A 13,472-nucleotide genomic window follows, 5' to 3' on the forward strand; every position below is an offset into this window, starting at 1 on the left:
AATCAAGAGCGCTTAAGCGCAACTACATACCTAAATCAAGAGCGCTTAAGCGCAACTACATACCTAAATCAAGAGCGCTTAAGCGCAACTACATACCTAGAAATTAACCTCGCAGAAGACTGCAAAAGTTAAAATTCGATCGCCAGCCCAACTCCTCGATCGCGCCATGCCGATTTATCCCCTCAACCACCCAGCAGCCGCCGAAATTTTCAGCAAACCTCGCCTGCGAACAGTTCTGATTGTTCCCTTTGTGTTGCTAACAGTCAGCGCTGTCGGGCTAGTGGGTTATCTTTCTTTCAAAAGCAGCCGGGAATCCGTCGAGGATCTAGCACAGCAGTTAATGGAACAAGTAGGAGAGCGAATTGGCGATCGGCTCAGCAACTACCTCAACGCCCCCCAGAATGCCGTAGCAGCCAACCGTCTAGCAGTAGAACAAGAAATGCTGAACCTCAACAACACTCAGCAACTGCGACAGCAACTTTGGCAGCAAATAATCTTCAACCCCGCTCTGCAATCGAGCTTTTTTGTCAATGAGCGAGGAGAACAAATTGGGTACGGGCGCCTGATGAGCGAGGAATTTGTGCAACAAGTCACAAAAGAGACAGGGGAGAAATTCTCAATCGGTACGCGTTTTTTTTGCAGTATGAAAAGTACCGACTTGGGTAAAATGCAATACTACTCGGTTGACTCCAAAGGCAATCCCCTAAAACTGCTCTATAGCATCCCTATGGATAACCGCGAAACAGTTTGGTTTCGCCAGGCCAAAGCCTCCAACAAACAAACTTGGTCGCCAATTGTTGTTTTCAACGCTATGCCGACGTTAGGAATTTTTGCGGTGTCTCCCATCAAGGATGCTGGCGAATGGCGGGGGGTTTTTACTTCAAATTATGCGCTGTCGGCAATTAGCAGTTTTCTCGATCGCCTCTACTTCTCTAAATCGGGACAGACTTTTATTATGGAGCGATCGGGCAATCTGGTTGCTACATCCACCCTAGAAACACCCTTTGTCAAGCAAGAAAAACAGCCACCCACGCGATTGCTAGCCACCAACAGCCAGGATACCCGCACCCGAGACATTGCTCGGCAACTCACCAACCGCTTTACCAACTTAAGTTCGCTGGATAGAGCTCAGCAATTTACCATGACGAGTAATGGATCTCGGCAGTTTGTCAGCGTCGCTCCTTATGGAGATGCCTATGGCTTGGATTGGTTGATTGTGGTGGTGGTACCAGAGTCGGATTTCATGGCTCGCATTGAAGCGAATACCCGCAATACATTGGGGTTGTGCGTCGGTACGCTGGTGTTGGCGATCGCGATCGGATTGTTGACTGCCCGTTGGGTAATAAAGCCAATTCTGCGCTTGAATACCGCCGCCAAAAATCTAGGAAAAGGAGAATGGCATCAACCTTTAGAAATTAGACGCTTCGATGAACTCGGAGACCTCACCAATTCCTTCAATCTGATGGCAGAGCAACTGCAACAGGCTTTTTCCGAACAAAAATCTTTAACAGAAGCTTTAGCGCAAAGCGAGAGCCAACTCAAGCAATTTTTAGAAGCCATACCAGCCGGGATATCTATCCACGATGCCTCGGGTAAAGTCGTCTACTTAAACGAAACTGCCAAGCGTTTGAGCGGCGTACAAAATATTCCCGATGCGACTTTAGAAAAAATGGCAGAAGTTTATCAAATCTACCACCAAAACCAGCTTTGTCCAACTGAAAAAATTCCTGCCTTCCGAGCGCTGCGGGGTGAAACGGTACTTGTTGAGGATTTAGAAATTCATCGAGATGGGGAAATTATTAAGCTTGAGGTGCGCGCCACACCAGTTTTCGATGCAGGCGGCAAGATTATTTATGCCATCAATGCTTTTAGTGACATCTCAGGGCGCAAACAATCTGAAAAACTATTAACTGACTACAATAGCACTTTAGCCACCAAAGTTGCAGAACGTACTGCTGACCTAGCTCGTGCTAACGAACTATTACATGAGGAAGTTGCCGAACGCAAATTGATAGAACAAAAACTTGACAGTTCTACTCAAAGAATTCTAAAAATATTTGAGTCAATTGCAGATATTATACTAATTTTAGAATTGCCAGAAAAAACAATTCAAGTTATACCAACTAGGGGAATTTTTCAAGACTACACTCAGACAGAGCAGCTCGACTCTATCCTCGAACAAATTTTTAGTGAGAGTTCCCAAGACATTTATTTCACTCAAGTTCAAGAGGCATTAGAAACCCAGCAAACTATAAATTTTGATTACAGGATGCAGATTAACAACCAAGAAGTTTGGTTTGCTGCTAAAATTTCGCCATTGTCCGATCGCTCTGTGGTTTGGGTAGCCAGGGACATTAGCGATCGCCAGTTGGCTGAAGCCCGACTGCTGGAAGCCCAAAAAATTGCCAGGATTGGCAGTTGGGAATACGATATAGGCCAAGCAACAAGCACTTGGAGTGAAGAACTCTATCGTATGTTCGAGATCGAACCGACTCAAAAACCCGTAGCAACCCCAGAATTAGTCGATCGTTTTCATCCCGAAGATCGATCGCCCTATCTAACAATGCTTCAGGAGCGATCGATCAGTAAAAAAAGCTTTGAACTCGCTCTGCGCCTGATCCGCAGAGATGGCTCGCTCACTTACATGGAAGTCAGAGGGAAACCCGTTTTTGATAAAAAAGGGCAGTTGCTCCGTTGGTTTGGCACTGTCTTGGATATTACCGCTTACAAACAAGCCGAGGCAGCTTTGCGAGAAAGCGCCCAGCGGGAACAAGCAATCGGGCGATCGATCGATCGCATCCGTCAGTCCTTAGATATTGATACCATATTCCAAACCACAACCTCAGAATTGCGAGAAACACTCAAATGCGATCGAGTCGCTATCTATCGTTTTAATCCAGATTGGAGTGGCGAATTTGTTGCCGAGTCAATGGGGGAGGGCTGGATATCTGTGATACAACAATTGGACGAACTTAATTTACCAAACAATCTCGCCACCGACTTTCGCTGTGCGGCGACAAACTTACAAGCCTGCGGTGAAGGAGTACGAGATACCTACCTACAAAAAAATCAAGGCGGTATCTACGATATAGGTGTTTGTTACCGCATGGTTGAAGACATATACACTGCTGGATTTACTCCTTGTTACGTGGAAGTGTTAGAGCAATTTCAAGCCAGAGCCTACATTATTTGCCCCATATTCTGCGGCAGTCAACTTTGGGGTTTGCTCGCCAGCTATCAAAATTCTGGGCCCCGCACTTGGCGCGCAGCAGAAATCAATATCGCGCTGCAAATTAGCACTCAACTCGAAGTCGCTTTACAACAAGCTCAATTACTCGAAGCCACTCAACAGCAAGCCGTACAGCTCCAACAAGCCGCCTTAGCAGCAGAAGCAGCCAACCTCGCGAAAAGCACTTTTTTGGCCAACATGAGCCACGAATTACGCACCCCTCTTAACTCAATTCTGGGATTCTCCCAATTGATGCAGCGATCCGCCAACCTCAACCGCGAACAACAGGAAAATATCGGCATCATCAACCGCAGCGGAGAACACTTGCTAACTCTGATCAATCAAATATTAGATTTAGCCAAAATAGAGGCAGGACGCATTACACTCAACCCAACAGACTTTCAATTAAGCAGACTGCTAAACGAGGTGGAAGAGATGTTCCAACTTCAGGCGCGCGAGCAACAATTGGAGTTAATATTTAGCTACTCTAGGAATATTCCAGAATATTTGCACGCCGATCAAGTTAAGTTGCGCCAAGTTTTAATTAATCTGCTTTCTAACGCTATTAAGTTTACGAAGGAAGGAGGCATTGCAGTAAGAGTAAGTTCGGTAATTGAACAGGAAAATCAGCAATTACCAATCAATTACAAATTACATTTTGAAATAGAAGATACAGGCTGCGGCATGACTCCCGATGAGTTAGACCAGCTTTTTCAAGCCTTTGTCCAAACCAAAACAGGAAAAACATCTCAGCAGGGAACCGGTTTGGGGCTGGCCATCAGCCAACACTTTGTCAAGCTGATGGGCGACATCATTACTGTACGCAGTAAAGTAGGACACGGGACCACCTTCGCCTTTGATATCCCCGTCAGCGCAGTTGAGGCGGCGGCGATTGAACTGGTACAGCCGTCGCGTCGGGCGATCGCCCTAGAATCCAACCAACCGCGCTATCGTATATTGATTGTGGACGATCGCGAGGACAACCGCCAACTACTGCTCAAAATCCTTGCAACCTTTGACTTTGAGCTCAAAGAAGCCTGTAATGGTGTAGAAGCCATTGAAGTGTGGACGAGTTTTGAGCCGGACTTAATTTTTATGGATATGTGGATGCCCGTAATGGATGGAGGTGAAGCCACGCAACGCATTAAAGCCACCGTTAAAGGTAAAACTACCGTCATTATTGCCGTGAGTGCCGCCAACGCCGAGGAAGCCCGAACCGTTACTGTATCAAATAATTGGGATGACTTTATCCACAAACCCTTTCGAGAGACAGACATCTTTGCCACCCTCCACAAACATCTCGGAGTGCGTTACATTTACGATGAACCGGAGAGTGTGCCGGAGCCAACTCAAATCGAGGCTCCGACTCCAGAAAACGTTGCAGCTTTACCAACGGATTGGCTGACAGCTTTAGAAAAAGCCACTATTGAGTGCGATTTAGAGCTGATTCTCAGTCAAATAGAGCAAATTCGCGATCGAAATGACCCATTAGCTAGCGCTCTCGCCGCCTTAGCTAACGAGTTTCAGTTCAATCAAATACTAGCTCTCATCCGTCCCTCAACCAAATAAAAATGATATTAGATCGGGTTCGTAGTGAGGACTTTAGTCCTCATCAAACTTTGAGGACTAAAGTCCTCACTACAAACCTACAAAGGTTATTTTACCAGACTAGATATGAATTACGAAGCAACTCCCGTCTTAAAAGGGAATATTTTAATTGTTGATGATGTTCCGAATAATTTGCACCTTCTAGCTAAAATACTATCGAGGCATGGCTACAAAACACGCACTGCACCCGACGGTCAACTAGCCCTAAGGTCGATCGAATCAACACCTCCTGACTTGATTTTGCTGGACATCATGATGCCCAGTATGGACGGCTACAAAGTCTGCGAAATTTTAAAAGCTTCTGCCACCACCAAAGACATTCCCGTCATTTTTATCAGCGCTTTAAATGAAGTGTTAGATAAAGTCAAAGCCTTTGAAGTTGGCGGTGTAGATTATATCACAAAACCTTTTCAAGAACAAGAAGTTTTGGCGCGCGTCTCAAATCAACTCTTGCAGCGCCAGTTGTTGCAGCAAACACAATCCTACGCGCAGCAACTCGAAGAAACTTTAACTGAACTCAAGAAGACTCAATCTCAGTTAATACAGAAGGAAAAAATGGCTTCTTTAGGGCAACTAGCCGCAGGGATTGCTCACGAAATCAACAATCCAGTCAACTTTATCTCCGGCAATATTACTATGGCTGCTGACTATGCACAAGACTTGGTTCGCCTCATAAAATTATACCGACATTACTACCCGCATCCCGTGGCAGAAATTGTCGGCGAATTGGAAAAAATTCAACCCGAATTCATTGCAGATGATTATCCAAAACTGCTAAGTTCGATGAAAGAAGGTACTTCTCGAATTAGCGAGATTGTGCTGTCTTTTCGCAACTTCTCCCGCCTGGGCCAAGAAAAGTGCAAGCCAGTGGATATTCATGAAGGCATTGACAATACTTTAGTTATTTTGCAACACCGCCTCAAAGGAGCCAACAATATCGGTGAGATTGAAGTGAGAAAACACTACAGTAAACTGCCAAAAATCACCTGTTATGCCAGTCTATTAAATCAGGTATTTATGAATCTGCTAATCAATGCTATTGATGCCCTGGAATCTCAACCTTATCCCCGAAAAATTACCATCAGCACTTCAGTAAGTTCAGATTCAGAACCTGCGTTGTACAATCCAAATTCAAACTTGGCAACTCAAAAGTTTCAGTCCGTTATGATTTTAATTGCCGATAACGGTTGCGGGATTTGCGAGGCAGTGCGCCACCGGATATTTGACCCATTTTTTACTACCAAGCCTGTCGGCCGGGGTACTGGATTGGGCTTGGCAATCAGTCACGATATTATAGTAGAAAAACATGGAGGTAAAATCAGTTGTATTTCTGCTCCCGGCGGGGGGACAGAGTTCATTTTGCAGATTCCGATATCTGTTATAGCAGTTGACAGTTGACAGTTGACAGTTGACAGTTGACAGTACGGGAATCAAATCATTTCTGCTTGACGGATATCGGCTCTATTCATTAGGTTATTTGTGTCCGCACCCGATGTGGCGGTTGCTATAAATCTTAAAATGTTATAAGTTCGCAGTCAGGGCTTTAGTCCTTAGATAAAAAAGTTAATTCCTCATTACAAAAAGGTTCGTAGTGAGGACTTTAGTCCTTAGATAAAAAAGTTAATTCCTCACTACAAAAAGGTTCGTAGTGAGGACTTTAGTCCTTAAAGAGAGGACTGAATTCCTCACTACAAACAGGGTTTATTGTGGAGAATTAACCTGAGAGCATATTTACTTCAAATCCAGCAAGCCGCTAGTTTTTAGCTTGGGATTAAACCGGATTTCTTCAGTTACACCGCGAGATTTGAGCAGCGCTAAAATTTCATTTTCTACGCGGCGCGCTACATTTTTCAACAATTTATCTTTGGCAAGTTCATCGGCGACTATACCTTCATAATTTGCTACTTCTTGCGAAGTCATGACAGTTTTGGTATCGATGGGATCGTTCCACTTGGTAGCATCGGTACCATTGCCCTGGGGCTGGGAACCGTTTTCGGCAATCCAACTCGCTCGGATGCTTTCTAGAATAGTGCGGCTGGGCTTGTCGATAGTTTGGACTTTTAGCCAGTAGCAATGTTCGGGTTGGCGTACTAAATGCTGTTTGAGGCTGAGGTAAGTATCCCGAGAATAGCCGACAAATTGCAGCATTTTATCGTTGTCGAAAATCGCATAGACGCCGATTTTACCCTGGACAAATTCAGGCAATTTCCCTTCTGAGTCAATGTATGGTATGAATTGTAAGCTGGCGAGAGGCTGAATGTCTTCTGTCATCCGATTTTAGATTTTAGATTTTAGATTTTAGATTAAACCACAGATTAACTAGCCTTTAGCTAACTTTGGAAAATGCGATAAACGGCACAGAGGCGGCTGGGTTTAAATATTTTGGCTTGAAACATGAAATTAGGCGGGACGTTGACGATCGCAAAATCGATCGATTCGTGATACTTTTCAAATTCCGCAGGCATTCCCTTGGGCGTCTCGCTGCTGTAAGGGACTGGCTGAAAAAGTAACTCGGCAAACTCAATCCGCGAGCACTGCAATTGCATCGCTACTTGTTGGAGAAAGCTTTCACCTGTTAGTGAATGGAAGAGTGCGGCTTTAGCATCCGGTTCCAGGACAAAACTGCTATCGTAGCTTTCAATAATCTTGAGACCCATTTTCTGTATACTCCTGACAGACGGCGGTTAACGGTTGTCGGTTAAGTTTTAGGCGATCGACATATCCTGAATTTTACCTGAGACTGGCCGTGTTGAAAGCAAAAATTATTCAGCAGAGCTGCCGATAGAAATATGATAATCCCGAAATTTTGACCAGAAAACTAGACGCAAGCCCCCGGCTTGAGACGTGGGGATTAGTCGGTCTGCGGTTTTAACCGCCAGTAAATATTGTATTTGGGGACTAAGCATGGTAATGTAATTGGGTGAGTATGAATAACCGTCTGCGCGTTGAATCATCCTAGTACGGAGAAATCCCGGCAACTCAGATATCCGGCTAGAACCGGAATACTTAGAAAGGGCAAATAATGGCAGGTTGAGGAGCGTACCTATCTGGCTTGTGATGGACTCCCAAAGCAAAAGAAAAACTAAAAGTAAGCCCAACTGCAACACCTCTAGTATTGGTAGTTGATTTGAAGGGTCTAGGGGGATATTTGCCTATCCCTTCCAAGTTCGGCTTGGAGAATCCCCCGGCGACCGCCGTGGGGAGTGTCAAAAATAGCCCTGATTTATTTGCCGATCGCTCTTATCATGTCGGTATCGCAATCTATCAGACTACGACTAAAAGGCTATGCAGAAGATCGAAGACGCATCATTCCCCACGATGAGAATTTCCCCAAACCAGCAGGATTGGCTAGAATTGGCAGAATACGCCTCTATTGCCGGTTCAGCGATTGGTACCATTGCTGCGGGATTGTCGGGGCAAATTCTCTACGCTGCCGCCCCGCTAACCGCAGCACTCTCGCTGAATCTCGCCAATCGCCAGCGTTTTGAGCAAAAAATTCAACAAAAGGCAAATTCTGCCATCGCAGAGGTACAGGCCTCCGCAGAAGCTCGATCGCAGCAAGTTCAGAAACTACCTGGAGAACTTACCAAACTTGATTCTACCGTCTCCGACTTAAAACAAAAACTCGGTATTTTGGAATCGGGCGCCATCGCCGACATACAAGCTGCGGTAGCCGCACTCGAACGCCAAGCGCAGGCACTTCCTGCCGATTCTCAAGAACTCTACAGCATCCTGTCGGATTTGCAGGAAAAACTCCGCATTCTGGAAAATAGCGCCCTCAGAGAGCATGATTGGGAAAATGTCAACGTCCGATTTTTGTTGCTAGACGAGAAGTTAACTGAGGTTAGAACTATTACAGCAGAGTTGCAGGAGCGATCGAACGAAGTAGACTTGGATCGAATCCAAGGTTCTCTGAAGCAATTGCAGGATTTGCTCGATCGACCGACAATAGATACAGCGACGCTGCAAACCGAAATTCAGCACTTGCAGGAGCAAGTTTCCGAGTTGCAGCGACAAAATCAAGAAATTGTCAAGCCTTATCTGCTGCGCTTGACTCGCGCCGTCAAGAAACTTAGTCAGTAGTCATTGGTTATTGGTTATTGGTTGTTTGTTATTTGCCTTGTCTTGTGGCTTTGCTGCCAATAACCGATCGCAAGTAATCTCAGATCCGCTCAATTACCGATAAGAAAAAATGTTTTTAGTGAGGACTTTAGTCCTTGATTTATGAGGACTAAAGTCCTCACTACGAACTAATTTTATAGTCTGATAGCGGAGACTATCTAACCCTTGCAAATAACTAATAACAAATAACTAATAACTAATAACGAAATTTTTGCCAAGCTTGCCAGAAAATATAGATTGATAAAATTGCTAAGAGCGATCGAAAGGCTAAACTAATAGTGCGATCGGACAATCTCGGCAAAAACCTGGTGCTGATTTGCGCGCCCAACAAACCGCCACACCCAAGAATCAACCCCACAACCCACAAAACATTCCCGCGCGCCGCGTGTCCCGCCGTCGCCGAAATTGCCGTAATCACGATGACGCCCAAACTCGTTTGAATTGCCTTTTTAATGCTTTCCCCTAACAGCAAAATTTGCAAGGGAACCATAATCACACCACCGCCTACACCGAACAAACCTGCCAATAAACCGGCAGCACTGCCAGTCGCAATTTTAGCAAAAGTTGGATTAAATAGAATACTTGAATTGTTGGGTAATTGGTGATTGGTAATGGGTAATTGGGAATTGGTAATGGGTAATTGGGAATTGGGAATTGAGCCAGATTCTTTCGTGTCTTCCCCTTCCCCTTCTTCTTCCACTTTCTTAGCAGTCAGGCGCTTGCGAACTTCAATCAAATAAATATTCAGCCACAGCAACAACCCAAAAGTAACTAACAGCAAATAAGGAGGAAATATCCCCGCCAAATAAGCACCAATTTGTGCTGTGATGACGGCGGGAAATCCGATGCCTGCGACTTGACTCAAGTTGAGATAGCCCATGCGCCAATTCTGGATGCTGCCAGAAAGAGCCGTAATTACGATCGACAAACCGCTAGTAGCAACCGCTTGCACCGGAGCATACTTGAGAGCCACCAACAACGGCACGAGCACCGTACCGCCGCCGATACCCAAAAAACCAGCTAGAATACCGGCAAACAGTCCGGCAGCACCCAGAATCAATAATTCGCTAACAGTCATTAGTTAATAGTCATTAGTTATTTGTTATTTGTTATTTGTTGTTTGTTACTCGCTTGGGGCTGCTAATAACCAATAACCAATAACCAATAACATTAATCAATACTCACAACTCAAGATTATTGAGAGTCATTAGTAGCCCCGTCAGGCATAATTGCCCGCCTCAAATCTGCATCGCGGAAGTTAGTTCGATTGAGATTAGCATCAATCAAAACCGCTTCCACCAAAACAGCCCCGCTCAAATTAGACCAACACAGCTTCGCCCGGTACAAATTAGCACCGCTCAAGTTAGCACCGCGCAGAGTTGACCAACTCATATTGGCAACTCTCAAATTAGCATTGCTCAGATTAGCTTCGCTGAGATTAGCTCCAACCATCGTGACTTGACGCAAGTCTGCACCAGTCAGGTTGGCCCTGCTCAGCATCGCCCCACTGAGAATTGCCTGAGTCAGATTGGCTCTTTCTAAAAGCGAATCGCTAAGGATAGCATTTGTCAGGTTTACAGCTTTGAGAGTTGACCAACTCAAATTGGCCTTCATCAAATTAGTGCGAATCATACTAGCTTCGGTTAAGTTAGCCGCAAACAAATTCGCTTCGGTAAAGTTGGCTTCTGTCAAATTTGCTTCCGTCAAATTTGCCTTAGTCATGTTGACTTCTCTCGCCATTGAGCCGCGGAGGTTTGCTCCCACCAGGTTAGCCCCGCTGAGATTGGCGCGGGTCAAATCGGTACCGATGAGATTGGCTTCGGTGAGGTTGGCTTCCGTCATGTCCACCCCACCCAATTTCACCTCGCGCAAGTTCGCTCCCGTCAGGTTAGCGCCTTTGAGGTTTGCGTTTTGGAAATTCGCTCGGGTAAAATTAGCCTCGCTGAGGTTTGCCCCTTTTAAGTCGGCTCCCGCGAGGTTAATCTCTCGAAAAATTCTTTCTCCGGCCGCATATTGCCTCAGAATTCGATCGGCCTCCATGTCATTCGCCTCGCAATTTTTGTTTCAAACGTTAGAGTGATCGGTTTTACACATCATCCCAGATAACCACGGTATTCACCCTGTACGCTTCAGTATCTGTAGAATTTTGGCACTGCTGTGCGAATCTATTCTAGACGGTCTCCTAAAGGTCAGCGATTCTGAGAGAATTAAAAATAGAGTCAAGATATCAGAAAAACAGACAACTGAAACAACAGACAAAGGAAGTTTGAGAATGCCTGAGAATTTAAGAAGCCAAGCGGTGACTGGGGGCGTGCAGCGTTCGCCCAACCGCGCCATGCTGCGCGCCGTGGGTTTTGGCGACGGCGATTTCACTAAGCCCATTGTGGGCATTGCCAACGGCTACAGCACGATTACGCCCTGCAATATGGGATTGAACGACCTCGCCTTGCGGGCCCAGGCGGGTGCAAAAGAAGCCGGCGCCATGCCACAGATGTTCGGTACGATTACTATCAGCGACGGAATCTCGATGGGAACCGAAGGGATGAAATATTCTCTGGTGTCGAGAGATGTGATTGCAGATTCGATTGAAACGGTTTGCAATGGCCAGAGTATGGATGGGTTGCTGGCTGTGGGCGGTTGCGATAAGAATATGCCGGGGGCGATGATTGCGATCGCCCGCATGAACATTCCTGCTATTTTTGTCTACGGTGGCACGATCAAACCGGGACACCACAACGGACGCGATTTAACTGTCGTCAGCGTTTTTGAAGCAGTCGGTCAATTCAGCGCCGGCAAAATTGACGAAACAGAGCTCAACGCAGTGGAACAAAAAGCTTGTCCCGGCGCTGGTGCTTGCGGCGGAATGTACACGGCAAATACGATGTCCAGCGCTTTTGAAGCTATGGGGATGAGTTTGCCCTATTCTTCGACAATGGCTGCTGAGGATGCTGAAAAAGCCGACAGCGCTGCGGAATCTGCAAGAGTTTTGGTCGAAGCAATTCGCAAACAGTTGTTACCCAGCCAAATTTTAACACGAGCGGCCTTTGAAAATGCGATCGCGGTAATTATGGCGATCGGCGGTTCAACGAATGCGGTGCTGCATTTATTGGCCATTTCAAATGCGATCGGCGTTGAGTTGTGCCTCGACGATTTTGAAACAATTAGAGCCAAAGTACCCGTATTGTGCGATCTCAAACCAAGCGGCAAATACGTAGCAACCGATTTGCACAAAGCCGGCGGCATTCCTCTAGTAATGAAAATGCTTTTGGAACGCGGTTTGCTGCATGGAGATGCGCTGACAATTACAGGTAAAACAATTGCCGAATCCCTAGCAGATATTCCCAGCGAACCCCGCGCCGATCAAGATGTCATCCGCCCTCTTGACAATCCGATGTACGCCCAAGGACATTTAGCAATTCTCCGGGGAAATCTGGCAACAGAAGGATCGGTTGCTAAAATTACAGGTGTTAAAAAACCGCAAATCACCGGCCCAGCGCGGGTATTTGAATCGGAAGAAAATTGTTTAGCTGCAATCTTGGCTGGCAAAATTCAAGCCGGAGATGTCATTGTCATCAGGTACGAAGGGCCCAAAGGCGGGCCGGGAATGCGCGAAATGCTAGCACCAACTTCGGCAATTATTGGTGCAGGTTTAGGCGATTCTGTGGGGTTAATTACTGACGGTCGCTTTTCCGGCGGAACCTACGGCATGGTTGTCGGTCACGTTGCACCCGAGGCGCAAGTTGGCGGCACAATTGCTCTGGTAAATGAGGGCGATTCAATTACGATTGATGCTAAGAATCGCTTGTTACAGCTCAATGTTGATGATGCAGAATTAGAGCGGCGGCGCGCTCTTTGGCAAGCTCCTAAACCCCGGTATACTAAGGGTGTTTTGGCTAAATACGCTAAGTTGGTTTCTTCTAGCAGTGTCGGCGCTGTAACTGATTTGGGTTTGGGTTGAAGAAGAAAACCTAATTTTAACCGCAGATAAACGCAGATAAACGCAGATGAAATTCCATCTGCGTTCATCTGTGTTCATCCGCTGATATCTGCGGTTAAAAAAACGATCGCTCCGCTAGCTAACATACCTGACAAATTGCTAAAATAATCGAGATAAAACTGTCAAGAATAGATACTGCGATTGCTTCGTTCCTCGCTATGGCAATTCTCACCCAAGCGTATTGGTTTTTAAGTCGCGAGAATCCTATGGGACTGGACTGTTGGTCAAATGCTCGGTTGGCTGACCCCGTAGCGTAATCTGGATTTATGAATGATTTTTTTTACCACAGAGGCCGCAGAGGGCGCAGAGTTAGAGAGGAGAGGGTATGTTACGGATTTGGTTTGAGCGAATGTGCGGTCGATCGCCGATCGCACCATAACACTGTTTGAACAACGGGGCGCGATCGCATCCCTGTCCCGGCTTTTGCTGAAGCCCTGAATCTGACTGTTGGTCAAATGTTCAGTTGGCTGACTCCGTAGCGTAACCTGGATTTATGAATGATTTTTTAACCACAGA

8 protein-coding genes are annotated in these 13,472 nt (G+C 46.0%); 4 read left to right on the top strand and 4 right to left on the bottom strand.

From position 1 onward, the window contains the following. The first annotated feature begins 166 nt into the window (after positions 1 to 166). Entirely contained in the window at positions 167 to 4,798 is a 4,632-nt protein-coding gene (locus JGK36_RS04965) for an ATP-binding protein (RefSeq protein WP_293196985.1), read from the top strand. A 105-nt stretch (positions 4,799 to 4,903) separates the two neighbouring features. Further along, a complete protein-coding gene (locus tag JGK36_RS04970) occupies positions 4,904 to 6,235 on the top strand; it encodes a response regulator (RefSeq protein WP_293183408.1) in 1,332 nt (443 codons plus the stop codon). Between the two features lie 333 nt (positions 6,236 to 6,568). Here JGK36_RS04970 and JGK36_RS04975 read toward each other — a convergent pair whose 3' ends face one another. Next, positions 6,569 to 7,108, bottom strand: a complete 540-nt coding sequence (locus JGK36_RS04975; RefSeq protein WP_293183410.1) for a GIY-YIG nuclease family protein — start codon at positions 7,106 to 7,108, stop codon at positions 6,569 to 6,571. A 59-nt stretch (positions 7,109 to 7,167) separates the two neighbouring features. Continuing rightward, positions 7,168 to 7,494 (bottom strand): hypothetical protein, encoded by a 327-nt coding sequence (locus JGK36_RS04980; protein WP_293196984.1) that lies wholly within the window; start codon positions 7,492 to 7,494, stop codon positions 7,168 to 7,170. A gap of 628 nt (positions 7,495 to 8,122) precedes the next feature. Between JGK36_RS04980 and JGK36_RS04985 the strand changes: the two genes are divergently transcribed. Continuing rightward, positions 8,123 to 8,920 carry a hypothetical protein gene (locus JGK36_RS04985; protein WP_293196983.1) on the top strand — a complete coding sequence of 266 codons (798 nt, stop codon included), beginning with the start codon at positions 8,123 to 8,125 and terminating at the stop codon, positions 8,918 to 8,920. A gap of 235 nt (positions 8,921 to 9,155) precedes the next feature. On the opposite strand, the gene JGK36_RS04990 is transcribed toward JGK36_RS04985, so the two are convergent. Then, the gene (locus JGK36_RS04990) at positions 9,156 to 10,037 is read right to left on the bottom strand and encodes a sulfite exporter TauE/SafE family protein (RefSeq protein ID WP_293183415.1); all 882 of its coding nucleotides are present in this window, start codon (positions 10,035 to 10,037) and stop codon (positions 9,156 to 9,158) included. A gap of 116 nt (positions 10,038 to 10,153) precedes the next feature. Next, on the bottom strand, positions 10,154 to 10,999 hold the full coding sequence (locus JGK36_RS04995; protein ID WP_293196982.1) for a pentapeptide repeat-containing protein: 846 nt from the start codon (positions 10,997 to 10,999) through the stop codon (positions 10,154 to 10,156). Positions 11,000 to 11,231: 232 nt separating this feature from the next. Between JGK36_RS04995 and ilvD the strand changes: the two genes are divergently transcribed. Continuing rightward, positions 11,232 to 12,917 carry a dihydroxy-acid dehydratase gene (gene ilvD / locus JGK36_RS05000; protein WP_293183419.1) on the top strand — a complete coding sequence of 562 codons (1,686 nt, stop codon included), beginning with the start codon at positions 11,232 to 11,234 and terminating at the stop codon, positions 12,915 to 12,917. Positions 12,918 to 13,472: the final 555 nt, after the last annotated feature.

Origin of the sequence: Microcoleus sp. PH2017_35_SFW_U_B, assembly GCF_020737865.1 — a bacterium.
Taxonomy (GTDB): Bacteria; Cyanobacteriota; Cyanobacteriia; order Cyanobacteriales; family Microcoleaceae; genus Microcoleus.

Bases quoted from the DNA above. Each gene is read 5' to 3' on its own strand.
- JGK36_RS04965 (WP_293196985.1), top strand. From the start codon at position 167: ATGCCGATTTATCCCCTCAACCACCCAGCAGCCGCCGAAATTTTCAGC.
- JGK36_RS04970 (WP_293183408.1), top strand. From the start codon at position 4,904: ATGAATTACGAAGCAACTCCCGTCTTAAAAGGGAATATTTTAATTGTT.
- JGK36_RS04975 (WP_293183410.1), bottom strand. From the start codon at position 7,108: ATGACAGAAGACATTCAGCCTCTCGCCAGCTTACAATTCATACCATAC.
- JGK36_RS04980 (WP_293196984.1), bottom strand. From the start codon at position 7,494: ATGGGTCTCAAGATTATTGAAAGCTACGATAGCAGTTTTGTCCTGGAA.
- JGK36_RS04985 (WP_293196983.1), top strand. From the start codon at position 8,123: ATGCAGAAGATCGAAGACGCATCATTCCCCACGATGAGAATTTCCCCA.
- JGK36_RS04990 (WP_293183415.1), bottom strand. From the start codon at position 10,037: ATGACTGTTAGCGAATTATTGATTCTGGGTGCTGCCGGACTGTTTGCC.
- JGK36_RS04995 (WP_293196982.1), bottom strand. From the start codon at position 10,999: ATGGAGGCCGATCGAATTCTGAGGCAATATGCGGCCGGAGAAAGAATT.
- ilvD (WP_293183419.1), top strand. From the start codon at position 11,232: ATGCCTGAGAATTTAAGAAGCCAAGCGGTGACTGGGGGCGTGCAGCGT.